Consider the following 17,141-nt stretch of genomic DNA (forward strand, 5'->3'; position numbering starts at 1 on the left):
TGCTTAGAAGTCCGCGTCCCATTCCACCCTCATCTCGCCTGCAGCCAGGTCGATCTTCAACACGCATTGCTCTGTATAGGGCAACAGGCGCTCTCGATCATCCAGACTACCCGCGCAGGGCTTTACCACCATTACATCGTTCGCGCCGGTCTCCAACAGGTGATCAACCTTGCCGAACAGCTGTTCGTCCTGGTTGATGACGTTCAGACCTACCAACTGGTACCAGTAGTACTCGTCGCTAGGCAGGTTGGGCAAAAGGCTTCGCGAGATACAAATCTCATAACCGCTCAGAAGACGAGCTTCATCACGATCATCAAGGCCTTTGAGCTTGGCGACCAGGTCCTTTTGAGTGGATCGGCCACTGACCAGCTCTACCTGTTTTACCTTCCCTTCGTGCCGAAGCGTCCAGTGACGGTAATCCAACAGGTTTTCAATCGGATCGGTAAAGGAAAAGACCTTCACCTCGCCGCGAACGCCGTGAACCGAAAAAATCTTGCCGACAACGATCAGGTCGTCAGCTTTTTCTGGCGTCGCGTTCATACTGTTCAGGCAGCAGCCTTGGCAGCATCTTTCAGCAGTTTTGCAACGCGCTCGGATGGCTGTGCGCCAACGCTCAGCCAGTGAGCAACGCGGTCTTGCTTAACGGACAGACGAACTTCCTGGCCACGAGCGATAGGGTTGAAGAAACCAACCTGCTCGATGTGCGAACCGGTAACTGGGTTACGCGAGTCAGTCACGGTCAGGGTGTAAAATGGGCGCTTTTTGGAGCCGCCACGGGCAAGACGGATGGTTAGCATTGAACATCGTTCCTGTAGTCGGTGCTGCAAATCATAATGCACAGCGGGCACACGGGTGCCCGAAAGGCCGCATATTCTCAAGGAATACACGGACATTTGCAAATGCCTTTTTACGCACGGTAAAAACGCCTGCCTGCTGATCTGCGGTTTGCGCTGCCTCATATATAAGGCAGCAGTGGTCCCGCCGAAGCGGGGATCCGGTCGTCGGCACTTTTATATGCCAACGACCTGAATGGGTTTACAGCTTGGGCATGCCGCCGCCGGGCATCATGCCACCCAGGCCGCGCATCATTTTGGCCATGCCGCCCTTGGCAGAAAACTTCTTCATCATCTTCTGCATCTGCTTGTGCTGCTTGATCAAGCGACCGATGTCCTGCACCTGGGTGCCGGAACCCATGGCGATTCGGCGCTTGCGCGAACCACTGATCAGTTCAGGGTCACGACGCTCGGCCGGAGTCATGGAGTTGATGATCGCTTCCATCTGCTTGAACTGCTTCTCGGCGGCGCCCTGGGCATTGCCCATCTGTGCAAGGTTGACCCCACCGATGCTTGGCAGCTTGTCCATCAGGCCACCGAGGCCGCCCATGTTCTTCATCTGCTGCAGCTGGTCACGGAAGTCTTCGAGGTCGAAGCCCTTGCCCTTCTTCAGCTTCTTGGCCAGTTTGTCGGCCTTTTCCTTGTCGAGGGTCTGTTCGGCCTGCTCGATCAGGCTAAGTACGTCGCCCATGCCCAGGATGCGCGAAGCGATACGGTCGGGATGGAACGGCTCGAGGGCCTCGCTCTTTTCACCCATACCGATGAACTTGATCGGCTTGCCGGTGATGGCACGCACCGACAGTGCGGCACCGCCACGGGCGTCGCCGTCGACCTTGGTCAGGATCACGCCGGTCAGCGGCAGTGCCTCGCCAAACGCCTTGGCGGTGTTGGCGGCATCCTGGCCGGTCATGGCGTCGACCACGAACAGCGTCTCGATCGGCTTGACCGCGGCGTGCAGGTCCTTGATCTCGTTCATCATCTCGGCGTCGATGTGCAGACGACCGGCGGTATCGACGATGACCACGTCGATGAACTTGAGCTTGGCTTCACGGATCGCCGCTTCAGCGATGGCTACTGGCTTCTGGCTGATATCGGACGGGAAGAAGGTAACGCCGATGTCGCCCGCCAGGGTTTCGAGCTGTTTGATGGCCGCCGGACGGTACACGTCGGCCGACACTACCATCACCGACTTCTTCTTGCGCTCCTTGAGGAAGCGCGCCAGCTTGCCGGCGGTAGTGGTCTTGCCCGCACCCTGCAGACCGGCCATCAGGACCACGGCCGGCGGTGCGGTATTGAGCGCCAGGTCTTCGTTGGCGGCGCCCATCAGGCCTTCGAGTTCAGCCTGGACGATCTTCACGAACGCCTGGCCCGGGGTCAGGCTGCGCGACACCTCAGTGCCGACTGCACGTTCCTTGACCTTGTTGACGAAATCCTTGACCACCGGCAGGGCGACGTCAGCCTCGAGCAACGCCATGCGCACTTCGCGCAGGGTGTCTTTGATGTTGTCTTCGGTCAGCTTGGCCTTGCCGGTGACATGGCGCAGCGTCTGTGACAGACGGTCGGTCAGGTTTTCAAACATGGTGATCCTTTCAGGCTCTTCAGAACCGAGGTTTATCAGCTGCCTCTGGCATTTGGGCGGGCCTTGGGCAGGGGCAGGTCGGCGATTATAACCAAGACTCGGGCCAGCGCGCACCTTACGTCGGCTCGCGGTCTTCCTTGGCAGGCGCGTTGTATGCCAAACTCATCCTCTTTCGGGCTTGCCTAACAGGACTTATGCTCCCTTTGTCACCCAGCTTGCTTCCCAATCTGATCGCCGCCTGCCTGTATGCCGCCGCGACCTTCTATCATGGCTCCCGCCTGGCGCAAGGCGCCAAGGCCGACAAGCGCCTGCTCGGGCTGCTCGGCGCACTGGCGGTCATCGCCCAGGGTACCGCGCTGTTCTGGCAGCTGCTGACGCCACTGGGCCTGAGCCTGGACTTCTTCAGCGCTGCCAGCCTGATCGCCACGGCCGTCATTGCCCTGACCCTGCTGGCCTGCCTGCGCATCCCGGTGGAAAACCTGCTGTTGCTGCTATTCCCGCTGGGCATGGCCACGGCCCTGATCGCGCAGTTCGCCCCTTCGGGCACCGTGCCGCTGATCAACGAAGAGCCCGGCATTCTCGCGCATATCCTGCTGTCGATCCTGGCGTACGGGATGTTCACCATTGCCGTGTTCCAGGCCTTGCTGCTGCTGGTGCAGGATCACCAACTCAAACACAAGCACCCCTCGGGCCTGATCCGCAACTTCCCGCCCCTGCAAACCATGGAGAGCCTCCTGTTCGGCTTCCTCTGGACAGGTTGGGGCCTGCTGTCGCTGTCGCTGATTTCCGGCTGGCTGTTCCTCGACAACTTGTTCGCCCAACACCTGGTGCACAAAACCCTGCTTGCCTGCGTGGCCTGGATCGTCTTCAGCGTCCTGCTGTGGGGCCGTACCCGCCTGGGCTGGCGCGGCCACAAGGCAATCCGCTGGACCCTGGCCGGCTTCTGCCTGCTGATGCTGGCCTACTTCGGCAGCAAGCTGGTACGCGAATTCATCCTGCATATCTGACGGGCACGGGTAAATGGACGATCTGCCGTTAGCACCGTTACTCGGCGTACTGGCACTGGCACTGCTCTGGTCGGCCCTGTTTACCGCCGTGGATGCTGCCCAGCAGTCCCTCAATGGTGCTCGGCGCAACGGCCAGACCGACGCGCACCCCGAACTCAAGGTCGCCCCCCAGGCCCTGGTACTCTGCTCCACCCTGGGCAAACTGCTGGTACTGGCCCTGGCCTGCCTGCTGGGGCAGCGCTACAACGGCGAGCACGGTTTCTGGCTCGCCGGCCTTGGCGCCACCACATTGCTGCTGGTGTTCGCCGAATACCTGCCGCGACAATTGGCCCGACGCAATCCACCCGCCTTCATCACCCTGGGCAACACCCTGCTCAAGGTCCCGCTCACGCTGCTCCAGCCTGTGGCCTGGCTACTCGATGGCTGCGCGCGGGTGGTGTTGCGTCCGTTCCGGGTCCAGCCCCATGCCGTTGCGCTGCACGAGCAGGACAGCGACGACGACCTCGATGAAGACCCCCAGGCAGATCATCGCCTGAACCTGCCCGAAAGCCTGCTGGCCCTGGACAAGATCACCGTCAACGACATCCTGGTACCGCGCAACGATGTCGATGGTGTGAACCTCGACGACTCGATCGAGCAGATCATCGAGCAACTGATCATCAGCCGCCACACCCGCCTGCCGGTCTATCACAGCGACATCAATCAAGTCGAAGCCATCCTCAATACCAAGCTGATCAGCCACCTGCTGCCCAAGGCCGAGCTGACCCGCGAAACCCTGCATGCAGCCTGCTACGAACCCTATTTCGTGCCGGAAAGCACCCCCTTGCAGCTGCAACTGCTCAACTTTCACAAGCAGCAGCGGCGCCTGGGCGTTGTCGTCGATGAATACGGCGAGGTACAGGGCATCGTTACCCTGGAAGACATTCTCGAAGAAATTGTCGGCGAATTCGAAGACGAACACGGCCTGGACAACCCGCACATCCACCCGCAGGCAGACGGGCGCTATGTGATCGAAGGCAACGTGTCGATCCGTGAGCTGAACCGCAACCTGGGCTGGCACTTGCCAAGCGACGGCCCCAAGACTCTCAACGGCCTGGTCACCGAAGCGCTGGAAAGCATTCCGGAAAGCGCGGTGTGCCTGAAGATCGGCCGTTATCGCCTGGAAATTCTTGAAACCGAAGACAATTGCGCCAGCCGCATACTGGCCTGGACCGTGACTCGCTAGCTATACTCCCGCTACGCTTACCCAGCCCAGCCGTCTCGCCCGCTACCCGCATCCGGCGTCTCTCGGCCAGTCCGCACGACTGAATACCGCGCGCAAAACCTGCACTGCTTCACACCCCGAACAGTGCCCGCGCCCGCCCCTATCCCCCACGGGCGTATGCTCAGTCACGCGACCAACAACAATTCGCTTCGTTGCCGCTGCCAACGCCTACCCACCCTGCCGGTGGTAACGCCTACGGAGCACTCGACTGTCAGGGATAATCGCATGACAACCAGTAGCACCTACTCCGAAACGGAACAGGCCAGCCCCGGCAACTCGCCGGCCCGGGTGGCGACCGCCAGCTTCATCGGCACCGCCATCGAGTTCTATGACTTCTACGTCTATGCCACCGCTGCTGCCCTGGTCATCGGCCCGGTATTCTTCCCGCAGACCTCGGGTACCGCGCAGATGCTCTCGGCTTTCCTCACCTTCGGCATCGCCTTTCTGGCCAGGCCTCTGGGCTCGGCATTGTTCGGCCACTTCGGTGACCGCATCGGGCGCAAGTCCACTCTGGTGGCCTCGCTGCTGCTGATGGGGGTGTGTACCACGCTGATCGGTGTGCTGCCCGGCTACGACAGCATCGGAGCCTGGGCGCCGATCCTGCTTTGCGTGCTGCGCTTCGGCCAGGGCCTGGGCCTGGGCGGGGAATGGGGCGGCGCCGCGCTGCTGGCGACTGAAAACGCGCCCAAGGGCAAACGCGCCTGGTTCGGCATGTTCCCGCAGCTGGGGCCTTCGATCGGTTTCCTGGCGGCCAACGGCCTGTTCCTGACCCTGGCCATGGTGCTGACCGACGAACAGTTTCGCGAGTGGGGCTGGCGGATCCCGTTCCTGCTCAGCGCTGCGCTGGTCATTGTCGGCCTGTATGTGCGCCTGAAGCTTGAAGAAACCCCGGTATTCGCCAAGGCCGTGGCCCGTCACGAGCGAGTGAAAATGCCGGTGGTCGAGCTCTTCTCACAGTACTGGATGCCGGTGCTGCTGGGCGCTTCGGCCATGGTGGTGTGCTACGCGCTGTTCTACATCTCCACCGTGTTCTCGCTCAGCTATGGCGTCTCGACCCTGGGCTACAGTCGCGAAACCTTCCTGGGCCTGTTGTGCTTTGCCGTGCTGTTCATGGCCCTGGCAACGCCATTGTCGGCCTGGCTCAGCGACCGCTACGGGCGCAAGCCGGTGCTGATCGTCGGTGCGGTACTGGCGATACTCTCGGGCTTTACCATGCAACCACTGCTGACCTCGGGCTCCACCGCGGGTGTGGCGCTGTTCCTGGCCATCGAGCTGTTCCTGATGGGCGTGACATTTGCGCCGATGGGCGCGTTGCTGCCCGAGCTGTTTCCGACCCATGTTCGTTACACCGGGGCGTCAGCGGCCTATAACCTGGGCGGCATTGTCGGGGCCTCGGCGGCACCGTTCTTTGCCCAGAAGCTGGTAGCGATGGGGGGGTTGAGCTGGGTGGGGGGCTACGTGTCGGCGGCGGCTGTATTGAGCCTGATCGCTGTACTGTGCCTTAAAGAAACGCGGCATTCGGAGCTCTGAAATGATCGCGGGGCAAGTCAAGACGTTGCCCCGCGATGGGTTTAAAGCTCTACCTGAACAGCCTGCGAAGCACGGGTCGCCTTGGCCCGTGCCGCCTCGATCGACTCGTCACGCGCCAGGCACACGCCCATGCGACGCTGGCCATTGACCTCGGGTTTGCCGAACAAGCGAATGGCCGTGTCCGGCTCGCTCAGGGCAACACCCAGGTTGGCGAAGGCGGTCTGTTGCGACTGACCTTCCACCAGGATAACTGCCGAAGCCGACGGGCCGAACTGGCGAATCAGCGGAATCGGCAGGCCCAGGATCGCCCTCGCATGCAGGGCGAACTGCGACAGGTCCTGCGAGATCAGGGTCACCAGGCCGGTGTCGTGGGGGCGCGGTGAAACTTCGCTGAACCACACCTGATCACCCTTGATGAACAACTCCACGCCAAACAGGCCACGACCACCCAGGGCCTCGGTGACCGCCTTGGCCACGCGCTCGGACTCGGCCAGGGCCCCCGTGCTCATGGCCTGGGGCTGCCACGACTCTTGATAGTCGCCCTTCTCCTGGCGATGCCCGACCGGCGCGCAGAAGGTAGTGCCGCCAACATGGCGCACGGTCAGCAGGGTGATTTCGTAGTCGAAATCGATAAAACCTTCGATGATCACCCGGCCCTTGCCAGCGCGACCGCCTTCCTGGGCATAGTCCCAGGCCTTCTGCACGTCATCGGCATTCTTGAGCAGGCTCTGGCCCTTGCCCGATGAGCTCATCACCGGCTTGACCACACAAGGGAAACCGAGGTCTTCGACCGCCTTCGCGTAGTCCTCGAAGGTATCGGCGAAATGGTACGGCGAGGTCGGCAGCTCCAGCTCTTCAGCGGCCAGGCGACGAATGCCTTCGCGATTCATGGTCAGTTGCGTGGCGCGGGCCGTCGGCACCACGTTGAAGCCTTCGTTTTCCAGCTCCACCAGGGTTGCGGTGGCGATGGCTTCGATTTCCGGGACGATGAAGTGCGGCTTTTCAGCCTCGATGACCGCACGCAGCGCGGCGCCGTCGAGCATGTTGATCACGTGGCTGCGATGGGCGACCTGCATGGCCGGGGCATCGGCGTAACGGTCCACGGCAATCACTTCGACACCCAGGCGTTGCAGCTCGATCACCACTTCCTTGCCCAGCTCGCCACAGCCACAGAGCAGTACACGGGTCGCGGTCGGCGACAATGGGGTTCCGATACGAGTCATCTCAGGTCCTCAGAGGGAAGGATTCCAGGCTGCCCCGTATTCGGTGCAACCTGGTGAAAAGGAGCGCCATTTTACATGAACCGGGCCCCGGGGCCTCAGCCGGCGATGGCACGCTTGCGCAAGCGCCAGGCCATGATCAGCCAGACGGCGGTCACGCCGGCAAACTTGGACGCCAGGGCGGTGCCGACCACAGCCGGGGTCAAGGCACCGATCATGCCGAAGAAAATAAAGGTGTCGATGGGGATGCTCAGTGCCGAGCTCAACCACAGACGGTCGTGCAGTGGCCGCTTGGTGATACTGAACACCAGCCAGTCGATCAGTTCCGAGACGGCGAAGGCCGTTGCGCTGGCCAAGGCAATGGCAGGCTCGGAAGTGATATACGAGAGCACCAGGGCAACCAGCATGGCGACCAACGCGCCGTGGCCGAAGCGGGTTTGCACCATGTCGCGCAGGATGAACACCAGCCCGCCCCAGGCGGACCAGATGACGTCCAGGTGCGGGGCGCTGGAAAAGGCGTAGTTGATCAGCACAACGCTGCTGATATAGGCAATCAGAAAGGGCATGGGGTCGACCGTTTGGCAAGCGCTACAGGGTACTTGAGCGGCTGCCTGCGGCCAAGTACCGGATCAGGCGCTGCCAACGTTGAGGATCAGTCCGGCGGCCACCGCGCGCTCGTGGCACAGTTTCAACACCTGACGGCGCTCGCTATTGTCCATCCGCCCCCAACGGGTGATTTCAGCCGCGCTGCGCTGACAGCCGGTGCAGATGTCGTCCTCGTCCAGGGCGCAGATGTGTACGCAGGGTGAGGCGACCGGGCGTTCGAGACTGCTCATCAATCCTCCTGCAGGGCCAGGTCGCGCGCGTAGCGCTCGGCGTTGTGTACGTAATGCGCAGCGCTGGCCTCGAGCATTTTCTTTTGCGCTTCAGTCAGTTCGCGTACCACCTTGCCTGGCGAGCCCATTACCAGCGAACCGTCGGGAATCTCCTTGCCTTCGGGAATCAGCGCATTCGCGCCGATAATGCAGTACTTGCCGATTCGGGCGCCATTGAGGACGACTGCATTGATGCCGACCAGGCTGTAGTCGCCCACGGTGCAGCCGTGGAGCATGGCGTTGTGACCAACAGTGACACTCTTGCCCAGCGTCAGCGGCACGCCCATGTCGGTGTGCATCACTGTGCCGTCCTGTACGTTGCTGTTCTCACCGATGTCGATCAGTTCGTTGTCGCCGCGCAGCACCGCGCCAAACCAGACACTGGCCCCCGCCTGCAGGCGCACCTTGCCGATCAGCGTGGCATTGGGTGCCACCCAGCTGTTGGGATGGGTTTCGACGCACAGGTCGCCCAGACGGTATTTCATGCGTGGTTCCTCACGGTGCGGCAATGGTGGCGGGTGTGCCCGCTCAAATTGGAATGAAGCGTTCAGGCGGTTGGTGCAGGTTGATGCGGGCATCGTAAAGCAAGTTGACCAGCTCGACGATCATGATCGCCGACAACCCCCAGATCTTGTACTCACCATAACGGTAGCTGGGCACATACCAGCTGCGGCCCTGGTAATCGATGCGATGGGTGTGGTCACGCGGGTCCTGGCGGAAGAACTCCAGCGGCACGGTAAAGACCGCGGCGATTTCGGCATCGTTGGCCTGGTACTCGACAAAATCGGGAATCAGGCCGACAAAAGGTGTGACTTTAAGCCCATGCAGCGAGATCAGCGGGCTCAAGGGGCCTATGATTTCCACCAATCCTGGCGGCAGGCCAATCTCTTCCTCGGCCTCGCGCAGGGCGGTAAACACCAGGTCAGGGTCTTCCGGATCGCGGCGCCCACCGGGGAAGGCGACTTCGCCACCATGGGTCGACAGGCCCTTGGCGCGCAGGGTCAATACCAATTCAGGCTCTTCGCTGCGGGTAATGGGCAATAAGACGGCGGCCTCGGGAAAACGACGATCGGTTTCCAGGGTGTCGGGCCTATGACTGCTCACACGGCGAAGTAGCTCGTCCAGCATTGCTCTCTCTCGATTCCAAAGCCTGTCCTGCATGATGCACCAAAGCCGCGAACCGCCCAAGCCCCGAGGTGATCCGGCTTGCAGCCACGGTGACAGTGGCGCCAAGATAGGCGCAACCTACAGGAATAAAAGCATGAAATTCTGCAGTGCGTGCGGCAAACCGGTGATTCAGCGCATTCCCGAGGGCGACACCCGCCTGCGCTATGTCTGCGATCACTGCCAGACCATCCATTACCAGAACCCCAACATCGTTGCCGGCGTGCTGCCGACCCATGGCAGCCGGGTGCTGCTGTGCCGCCGCGCCATCGAGCCGCGCCGGGGTTACTGGACCCTGCCCGCCGGGTTCATGGAGAACGGCGAAACCGTGGAGCAAGCCGCCCGTCGCGAAACCGTCGAGGAAGCCTGTGCACGAGTCGGGTCGATGTGCCTCTACCAACTGTTCGACCTGCCGCACATCAACCAGGTGCACGTGTTCTTTCGCGCCGAACTTGCCGACCTGGACTTTGCCGTCGGGGTCGAGAGCCTGGAAGTGCGACTTTTCGATGAAAGTGAGATTCCGTGGGACGAGCTGGCTTTCAGGACCGTGAGTCGTACCCTAGAATGCTATTATCGTGACCGCATCGAGCAGCGCTATCCGATTGGCAACGAATGTCTGTCGCCATTGCTCATTTCGTCACTCAACACCTAGTTTTCAGGGATATCGTTTCATGCGCTGGTTGTTTGCCCTTTTCTGCCTCAGTGTGGCTTCGGTGTCCCAGGCAGCGTTTACCGAAACCATCGTGACCAAGCCTATTGAAAAGGTCGCGCCCTCGCCTCTCCAACTAAAACCCGCAACCACTGCGCAGATCGACAAGATCCTGGTGCTCAAGTCCGAGCGTCGCCTGCAACTGATCAGTGGCGGCGCCCCGCTCAAGACCTATCGCATCTCCTTGGGCAAGCAGCCCAAGGGGCCCAAGTTGCGCGAAGGCGACAAGCGCACGCCAGAAGGTTTCTACTGGATCGACTGGCGCAAGGAGAGCGACCGCTACAACCTGGCGATGCACGTGTCCTACCCGAACATCAGCGATTCGGCGCGGGCCCGACGCGAAGGCGTGCCACCCGGTGGCATGATCATGATCCATGGCACGCCACTCGATGAAGAGTACCCCGAAGAGGTATTCCACACCCTGGACTGGACTGAAGGCTGCATCGCCATGACCAACCGCGACATGCGCGAAGTGTGGAACATGGTGCCGGACGGCACGATGATCGAAATTCGCCCCTGACAGAACGTCCTACATTCCGGCGCATTGCGCCGGAAGCTCCTCACAAAAGCCTATCTTCCCACCTACCCGCCATCCGGCGCGGGAGTGCATCCAGACAAATAGCAGCGTCCTTAACATCCAGCTGGCCGGATAACCCGCCACGCCTGGACGCCAGCCTATGCCCCGCTCACGCCGCATCCCGTTTCGAACCTTTGCCCTGGTCATGGCGGGCGCCCTGTTGTGGGTCGATCAATCGGCTGCGGCAGATGGCATACCGGTCATGCAGCACCTGCGTGAGCAGCGCCTGCAACAGGAACAACTGGAGCAGTTTCAGCGCCTGCGCACACTGCTGCGGACCGACGACGCCCCCACACAGCCACACACCGCACCGTCCATCGAGCAAGCCCCTGGCGCCTGCTGGCCGCTGAGCGGGATACGCCTGGCGGGCAATCAGCAACTGTCATTGGCGGATCTCGCCCCTGCCCTGCAACCGCTGATCGAACCCTGCATGAGTCCGGCACAGGTCAATCGATTGCTCAAGGCCATCACCCAGCGCTATGTAGATGCCGGTTACCTCACCAGCCGACCCTACCTGAACAGCCGCCCGCAAGCGGGCGGCACGCTGGACATCGTCATCGTCGAAGGCTTCGTCGAGTCCATCGAGCTGAGCAACCCCGACTTGCCGCTGTCGCTGCGCAGCGCCTTCCCGTCCCTGCTCGGCCAGCCGCTGCGCCTGGACGAACTGGAACAGGGCATGGACCAGCTCAATCGGCTCAAGGCCTTCGACCTGGTCGCCGACCTACTGCCCGGCAGCGTCGAAGGCGCGACCCGGGTACTGATCACGCCGCGCCAGCTCGGTAACCGCTGGCACCTGGGCAGCAACATCGACAACAGGGGCAGCAAAGCGACCGGACGCCAGCGCCTGGGCCTGGGCGTGGGCCTGGACAGCCCGCTTGAACTCAACGACTTCATGCAGCTGTCAGTCAACTCCACGCTCAAGACCGGCTCAAGCTACAGCCGCGGCTACGGTCTGTACTACAGCATTCCCTACGGCCCCTGGCACTACGCCCTGAGCCTCAATCAGCTGCAGTACCAGGCGCAATTGCCTGGCAAGCGCCTGTACAGCAGCGGCCAGAGTGCGTTTTTCAGCCTGGGGCTGGAGCGAAACCTGTGGCGCAACCAGCAAGGCTTGCTCAGCACCAGTTGGCGCCTTGAGCACAAGCGCCTGGACAATCGCCTGGCCGACTATCGCCTGCCCCTGCAGAGCCCGACCCTCACCAGCCTGGAGGCCGGCCTGAACCTGCTATGGCTGGATGACGGTCTGTGGACCGCCTACCTGGGTCTTTCCCAAGGCCTGGACTGGCTCGGCGCCGACCGTACCCAGCGCTTGCGCAATAGCCCCCAGCCGCAGTTTCGCAAGTACCGCGCCAACCTGCTGCACCTGCGGCAAGGCCTCGATCCCGACTGGCCCTGGCGCTGGCAGAGCGAGCTGAACCTGCAATACAGCCCCGACTCCTTGCCTGCCGTCGAACAACAACAAGTGACTGACCACACTGCCGTGCGCGGCTTTCGCCAACAGGTGGTCGCCGGTGCCAGCGCCGCCGTCTGGCGCAACAGCCTGAGCCAGCCGTTGCCGCTGGACCTGCCCCACGGCCTGGTGCTTCGTCCTGCCCTTGGCGTTGACCTGGGCTGGGGCAAATACGACCACGGCAGCACATCACAACGACTGGCCGGCGCCTACGCAGGCCTTGAACTGAGCGTGCCGGGCAGCCAGCTCAAACTCGACTACCAACGCGCACTCCATGCCAGCGGGCAACGTCGCCAAGGCCTAGAACCCGGTTTCTGGCTGCTGGAGTGGGTCCTGAACATCTGATGTCACAACCAAAAAAAGAGAGACCATGATGTACACCACACCCACCCCTCCAGCCCCTGCGTGGCTGACGCCCAATCATCTGCGCTGGATGATTGCCGTCAGCCTCCTTGCTCCCTACATGACCCTTGCCGATAACGGCCTGCAGGCCACTGCCGGCCCAGGCGGTAGCCCCGTGATCTCAAACGGCCATGGTGTACCAGTCATCGACATCGTGCCCCCCAACGGAAGTGGCCTGTCGCACAACCAGTTCCTGGACTACAACGTCAACACACCCGGCGTGGTGCTCAACAACGCCCTCCAGGCCGGGCAGTCGCAACTGGCCGGCGCCCTGGCGGCCAACTCGCAATTCCAGGGCCAGGCGGCCTCGACCATTCTTGCCGAAGTCATCAGTAGGAACGCCTCGCGCATCGAGGGGCCCCAGGAGATCTTCGGTCGACCCGCCGACTACATCCTGGCCAACCCCAATGGCATCACCCTCAACGGCGGCAGCTTTATCAACACTACCCGGGCGGGGTTCCTGGTCGGCAATGTCGTAATCGATGGGCAAAGCATCAAACTGCTCGACACCCGCAACGCCAACGGCAGCCTGCAGGTTCTCGAGGGCGGCCAGCGCAACTTGGAGGGCGCCCTCGACCTGATTGCCCCACGCATCGAGACCAAAGGACCGCTCACTGCCCGCGATACGCTGCACCTGACGGCGGGACGCAACCTGATTCGCAACAGCGATCAACGACTGCTCGAACACCTGGCGTCCCCCGATGGCAGCATCGATGCCCGTCTGCTAGGTGCCATGCAGGCCGGCCGTATCCGCATCGTCAGCACGGCCGAGGGCGCCGGCGTCAACGTGGGCTCGCGCCAGGTCATCGGCCGTGACGGTATCGAGATCCATTCGGCGGGCGCCCTGCAGCTCCTCGGCAACGCCACACAACCCGGCCTGCTCAGCGCCGAACACGGTGCCGTGACCCTGACCGCCGCACAGGATCTTGGCCTGAACGCCGTGAACGTCAAGGCGCAGCAGATCCAGGCCAAGGCCGGCAAGAACCTGAACCTTGATGCCCAGACCCGGGAAAGCCTGAAGAAAGACAACGACAAATATGCAAAAAAATGGTGGTTCGTCACTACCGAAACCTATAACCGCGACACCACGCGCACCGATCGCAAACAGACCGGCGTCGAACTACACGCAAGCCAGGGCATTGCCCTGGAAGCCGGACAGAACATGAACCTGGTAGCCGCAAAGGTGAATACCGACGGTGAACTCAAGGTCAAGGCCGACAACTCACTGACCCTCACAGCTGGCATCGAAAGCCGTCAGGTCGATGAGAAGATCCGCCATCGCAAGTACCTCTGGCGCGGCGACAAGGACAGCAGCAGCTATGAAGAAAGCGCCAAGGCCAGCAGCTTGACCGGTAGGAAAATTGCCCTCGAGTCGGGCGGCGCTACGCGAATACTGGGTAGCAAGGTCATCAGCCCGGGGGATGTCACACTCAAGGCCAGCAGCCTGGAGGTGGCCGAAGTCGCCCTCAAGAGTAGCCAGGCCAGCAAAGACTACCGGGGCGACCTGGTGTCCGGCACCTTCTTTGGCAAGAACGGCAAGACCGAGGGCAAGGGCAACAAAGCCAGTGGCAGTGCGATTCAGGCCGACAGGGCATTGACCGTGGAGGCAGATGACGTGCAAATCAGGGGTTCGAAGGTCAAGAGCAAGGGCGACGCCCTGTTGGTCAGCGAAAAGGCCCAACTGTCGATTGAAACGGCCAGCAACGAGGCCAGCCTCAGCCAACGCGAAGACGATAAAAAACTATTCGGCCTGATAGGCCGCACCACGGAGCGCCAGGAACAACGCAAGGATGTGCTGATCAGCGATGTGTCTTCCGACAGCAACGTGCGCCTGGCCAGTGCCGACGAAATTCGTGTGATTGGCTCAAAACTCGAAGCCGGCAAGCAATTGCAGCTCAAGGCGCAGAAAGACATCACCATCAGCGCCGCCGAACAGCAAGAATCCGTACATTCCAAGCAACAAGACAGAGGCTTCACCGCCAGTGCCAACCAGACCCAGGATGCGGTTGACGGCAAACCTGACTCCCACCAGTACAACGCTTCGGTAGGCTACAACGTCAGCACGGACGACACTCAAAAATCCAACAGAACACACGTCGCCAGCAAGCTCAGCGGTGGTCAGGTGCAACTCATCAGCCAAAACGATGTATCCGTCAACGGCTCCCAGGTCTCTGCCAATGCCGATGACGTAGAGATCGACGCCAAGAACCTGAACCTGACGGCTGCCCACAACGAGCAATCCAATACGACCAGCACCACGCACAGCGGGGGCGGGCTTAGGCTCACTGGCGGCATGGATGCGGTGGGCAGCGCCTTTGAGGGCTATCACAAGCAACAGGTCAAGGAAGAGACACGCACCCAGCCCCAGGCCAGCAGCCTTGCCTCCAGCCAAAACGTGAAGATCAACACCGGCAAGTTGGTCACTGAAGCCGCCAAGATCAAAGCCGATCAAAGCTTGATAGTGAACGCCGGCAACATTGAGAACCGCGCACAGGCCGATACTCTCAGCAGCAAACTGACCGACAAGAACTGGCAGGCAAGCCTGGGGGCGAGCGTTGTTTATCGTGACATTACCCGGCCGATTGAAAAGCTCGCCAAAGGTGAGGAAGGCAATCGCTTCCAGCAGGCAGGTGTCGAGGATTCACTGGCCCCGCCTACCCTGGGCACCGATATTGATGCGAAGCATCTGAACCGCGAAGAGGTCCATCAAACCACCACCGCCCAAGTGACCGAGCTGACTGGCGGTGCCGTCAAGATCAAGGCCACCACCATTGCAGATACCGGTACCCACTACAGGGCGGAGAAAGACGCGCTGTCAATCGAGGCGCAATCCCATCACCTGGCCGCTGCCTATGACAGCAGCCACAGCAGTCTTGATCGACTGGATGTCGAGGCGGGTATGCGGGTCGAAACCAGCACTGGCAGCGACATCAACCTGCGCCTTGCAGGTAAAGGTGGGCGCCTGCGGACTGATGAGAACACTCAAACGGCGCGACCGGGGAGCCTCTACGGGAAGACCGGCATCCAGGTACAGCTTGGCAGTGACGGTTTCTACGAAGGCACCCCCCTGAATGCCGGTGACGGCTCATTGAAGCTGGAGGCCGCAGGCGACTTGCGCTTGACCCAGGCCCAGGACCAACAACTTGCGCACCTGAACGAGCTCAAAGGCGACGCCTGGGCCAAGGGCGGTAACAGCCCTGCAGGCAAGGGAATGGAATTTCGCGGCTACCTGGACCAGAAAGCGAGCGACCGTGCTGACACCCAGGGCCGGGCGGCGCAAATCGATGCCAAGGGCGATGTACTGCTCAAGTCCGGCCGCACCCTGGAGCTGATCGGCACCAACATCGGCAGCAGGACCCACAAAATAGGCAGTATTACGCTGGACGCCGGTGGTCCCCTGCTGGTCAGGGCGGCCACCGACACCCATCGAGCCCAGGGCAACAGCCTGGGAGGTGGTTTGGAGCTGCTTGGTAAAACTTCTGCTGACGGCAAGGGCGGTGGCTTGGGAGGTCATATCGGTGCAGGACGCATCGACGAGACCAGCACTTCCGCTACCGGCGCCCAATGGTTTGCCACCAATAAAATGGCCATCACCAGTAGCGACCACCAGGACGATGCCGTGCATCTGCAGGGCGTGAACGTCACCGCAGACAAGGTGCTCATTAATGCCGTCAACGGCGGCATCGCGATCGAGGCCTCCAGCAGCACTGAGCACTACAACAACCTCGACTTGACGGCAGGCGCTGGTTTCAACGCCATGCCGGGTGCCACGAAAGACGAAGACAAACGAGGCCTGTACGGCCGCTTCCAGGGACTTATCGATCAGCGTGACAACCTTGCGTACCAGAACAGCCAATGGCGCGCTCAACAGATCACGCTCAACAGCCTCGCCGACACACGCCTGGAAGGCGTACGCATGGAGGCGGGAATGATTGATGGCGATATAGGTGCAGACCTGCGCGTGGCCAGCGTTCAGGACCGGATCAATACCGTGAAGGTGGGGCTCGACGCCCGCCTTAGCAAGGAGAAAAATCCACAGGGCTACCTAAATGCCACCAAAGCCTTTGCCGGCCCGCTCGGCGGCAAAGTTGAGAATGCCGTCGGACCGACGGCGCAGAAAGTCGATCCGGGCCTGTCGCCCACATTGACCTTCAAGCTTGAAAACACCCAGATCGAATCGGTGGCCAGCCAAAGTACGCTCAGTGGTCACGATGGCATCAACCTGAACGTCGCAGGCGCCACCGAACTGTCCGGCGCCCGGCTTCAGACAGCCAAGGGTAAGGTTGAGCTGGGTTCAAGCCCAGTCACCCAACGAACGCTCACCGGCCGTGACCACCGACGCGACGTGGGCATCAACGCCTCCAACGCGCCGGTGGACCTGGTCACCGGCTTGATCGAAGCCTACAAGCCCGGCAACAGCAGCACCAGCGACGAAACGCCGGTTGACCTGGGACTGGTTCGTACTAGTGGCCACGACCGCACCACAACCGTGACATCGAGCATCCACCAGCCTGGCAATCGCCAATAATCC

The 17,141-nt window shown here is 61.6% G+C and carries 15 protein-coding genes; 7 read left to right on the forward strand and 8 right to left on the reverse strand.

Annotated elements, in window-relative coordinates:
* Positions 1-3: 3 nt before the first annotated feature.
* The 3 genes from rimM to ffh all read right to left on the reverse strand — a co-directional run bounded on the left by rimM (position 4) and on the right by ffh (position 2,412).
* Positions 4-540, reverse strand: a complete 537-nt coding sequence (gene rimM, locus ABVN19_RS17355; RefSeq protein WP_028942919.1) for a ribosome maturation factor RimM — start codon at positions 538-540, stop codon at positions 4-6.
* A gap of 5 nt (positions 541-545) precedes the next feature.
* A complete protein-coding gene (rpsP, locus tag ABVN19_RS17360; RefSeq protein ID WP_028942918.1) occupies positions 546-797 on the reverse strand; it encodes a 30S ribosomal protein S16 in 252 nt (83 codons plus the stop codon).
* Between the two features lie 238 nt (positions 798-1,035).
* Positions 1,036-2,412, reverse strand: coding sequence for a signal recognition particle protein (gene ffh, locus ABVN19_RS17365; protein ID WP_105641198.1), 1,377 nt, complete (start codon positions 2,410-2,412; stop codon positions 1,036-1,038).
* 203 nt (positions 2,413-2,615) lie between these two features.
* On the opposite strand from ffh, the gene ccsA reads away from it, so the two are divergent.
* The 3 genes from ccsA (at position 2,616) to ABVN19_RS17380 (ending at position 6,213) form a co-directional block, all read left to right on the forward strand.
* Positions 2,616-3,419 (forward strand): cytochrome c biogenesis protein CcsA, encoded by an 804-nt coding sequence (gene ccsA / locus ABVN19_RS17370; RefSeq protein ID WP_177431030.1) that lies wholly within the window; start codon positions 2,616-2,618, stop codon positions 3,417-3,419.
* A gap of 13 nt (positions 3,420-3,432) precedes the next feature.
* On the forward strand, positions 3,433-4,644 hold the full coding sequence (locus ABVN19_RS17375) for a transporter associated domain-containing protein (protein ID WP_028942915.1): 1,212 nt from the start codon (positions 3,433-3,435) through the stop codon (positions 4,642-4,644).
* Between the two features lie 264 nt (positions 4,645-4,908).
* On the forward strand, positions 4,909-6,213 hold the full coding sequence (locus ABVN19_RS17380) for an MFS transporter (RefSeq protein ID WP_028942914.1): 1,305 nt from the start codon (positions 4,909-4,911) through the stop codon (positions 6,211-6,213).
* Positions 6,214-6,254: 41 nt separating this feature from the next.
* Here the strand turns inward: ABVN19_RS17380 and purT are convergent, their stop codons facing one another.
* The 5 genes from purT to ABVN19_RS17405 all read right to left on the reverse strand — a co-directional run bounded on the left by purT (position 6,255) and on the right by ABVN19_RS17405 (position 9,436).
* On the reverse strand, positions 6,255-7,436 hold the full coding sequence (gene purT / locus ABVN19_RS17385) for a formate-dependent phosphoribosylglycinamide formyltransferase (RefSeq protein WP_105641199.1): 1,182 nt from the start codon (positions 7,434-7,436) through the stop codon (positions 6,255-6,257).
* Positions 7,437-7,531: 95 nt separating this feature from the next.
* Entirely contained in the window at positions 7,532-7,999 is a 468-nt protein-coding gene (locus ABVN19_RS17390) for a VUT family protein (protein WP_028942912.1), read from the reverse strand.
* 63 nt (positions 8,000-8,062) lie between these two features.
* A complete protein-coding gene (locus ABVN19_RS17395; protein ID WP_036989582.1) occupies positions 8,063-8,269 on the reverse strand; it encodes a DUF1289 domain-containing protein in 207 nt (68 codons plus the stop codon).
* Positions 8,269-8,793: a gamma carbonic anhydrase family protein gene (locus ABVN19_RS17400; RefSeq protein WP_028942910.1), complete on the reverse strand. Its 525-nt coding sequence runs from the start codon at positions 8,791-8,793 to the stop codon at positions 8,269-8,271. Before ABVN19_RS17400 ends, ABVN19_RS17395 begins: the two co-directional genes overlap by 1 nt.
* 43 nt (positions 8,794-8,836) lie before the next feature.
* Positions 8,837-9,436 carry a CoA pyrophosphatase gene (locus ABVN19_RS17405; protein WP_028942909.1) on the reverse strand — a complete coding sequence of 200 codons (600 nt, stop codon included), beginning with the start codon at positions 9,434-9,436 and terminating at the stop codon, positions 8,837-8,839.
* Positions 9,437-9,569: 133 nt separating this feature from the next.
* Here ABVN19_RS17405 and ABVN19_RS17410 point away from each other — a divergent pair, with 133 nt between their 5' ends.
* The 4 genes from ABVN19_RS17410 (at position 9,570) to ABVN19_RS17425 (ending at position 17,138) form a co-directional block, all read left to right on the forward strand.
* Entirely contained in the window at positions 9,570-10,124 is a 555-nt protein-coding gene (locus tag ABVN19_RS17410; protein ID WP_028942908.1) for an NUDIX hydrolase, read from the forward strand.
* Between the two features lie 19 nt (positions 10,125-10,143).
* Positions 10,144-10,701, forward strand: coding sequence for a L,D-transpeptidase family protein (locus ABVN19_RS17415; protein ID WP_028942907.1), 558 nt, complete (start codon positions 10,144-10,146; stop codon positions 10,699-10,701).
* Between the two features lie 157 nt (positions 10,702-10,858).
* On the forward strand, positions 10,859-12,553 hold the full coding sequence (locus ABVN19_RS17420) for a ShlB/FhaC/HecB family hemolysin secretion/activation protein (RefSeq protein ID WP_105641200.1): 1,695 nt from the start codon (positions 10,859-10,861) through the stop codon (positions 12,551-12,553).
* A 25-nt stretch (positions 12,554-12,578) separates the two neighbouring features.
* Entirely contained in the window at positions 12,579-17,138 is a 4,560-nt protein-coding gene (locus tag ABVN19_RS17425; RefSeq protein WP_256585736.1) for a hemagglutinin repeat-containing protein, read from the forward strand.
* Positions 17,139-17,141 lie beyond the last annotated feature (3 nt).

Origin of the sequence: Pseudomonas vranovensis (assembly GCF_040438935.1) — a bacterium.
Taxonomy (GTDB): Bacteria; Pseudomonadota; Gammaproteobacteria; order Pseudomonadales; family Pseudomonadaceae; genus Aquipseudomonas; species Aquipseudomonas vranovensis.

Excerpts from the sequence above, each read along its gene's own strand:
- ABVN19_RS17415 (WP_028942907.1), top strand. The coding sequence starts at position 10,144 with ATGCGCTGGTTGTTTGCCCTTTTCTGCCTCAGTGTGGCTTCGGTGTCC.
- ABVN19_RS17390 (WP_028942912.1), bottom strand. The coding sequence starts at position 7,999 with ATGCCCTTTCTGATTGCCTATATCAGCAGCGTTGTGCTGATCAACTAC.
- ABVN19_RS17410 (WP_028942908.1), top strand. The coding sequence starts at position 9,570 with ATGAAATTCTGCAGTGCGTGCGGCAAACCGGTGATTCAGCGCATTCCC.
- rimM (WP_028942919.1), bottom strand. The coding sequence starts at position 540 with ATGAACGCGACGCCAGAAAAAGCTGACGACCTGATCGTTGTCGGCAAG.
- ABVN19_RS17405 (WP_028942909.1), bottom strand. The coding sequence starts at position 9,436 with ATGCTGGACGAGCTACTTCGCCGTGTGAGCAGTCATAGGCCCGACACC.
- ffh (WP_105641198.1), bottom strand. The coding sequence starts at position 2,412 with ATGTTTGAAAACCTGACCGACCGTCTGTCACAGACGCTGCGCCATGTC.
- ABVN19_RS17400 (WP_028942910.1), bottom strand. The coding sequence starts at position 8,793 with ATGAAATACCGTCTGGGCGACCTGTGCGTCGAAACCCATCCCAACAGC.
- ABVN19_RS17420 (WP_105641200.1), top strand. The coding sequence starts at position 10,859 with ATGCCCCGCTCACGCCGCATCCCGTTTCGAACCTTTGCCCTGGTCATG.
- purT (WP_105641199.1), bottom strand. The coding sequence starts at position 7,436 with ATGACTCGTATCGGAACCCCATTGTCGCCGACCGCGACCCGTGTACTG.
- ABVN19_RS17425 (WP_256585736.1), top strand. The coding sequence starts at position 12,579 with ATGATGTACACCACACCCACCCCTCCAGCCCCTGCGTGGCTGACGCCC.
- ABVN19_RS17375 (WP_028942915.1), top strand. The coding sequence starts at position 3,433 with ATGGACGATCTGCCGTTAGCACCGTTACTCGGCGTACTGGCACTGGCA.
- ABVN19_RS17395 (WP_036989582.1), bottom strand. The coding sequence starts at position 8,269 with ATGAGCAGTCTCGAACGCCCGGTCGCCTCACCCTGCGTACACATCTGC.
- rpsP (WP_028942918.1), bottom strand. The coding sequence starts at position 797 with ATGCTAACCATCCGTCTTGCCCGTGGCGGCTCCAAAAAGCGCCCATTT.
- ABVN19_RS17380 (WP_028942914.1), top strand. The coding sequence starts at position 4,909 with ATGACAACCAGTAGCACCTACTCCGAAACGGAACAGGCCAGCCCCGGC.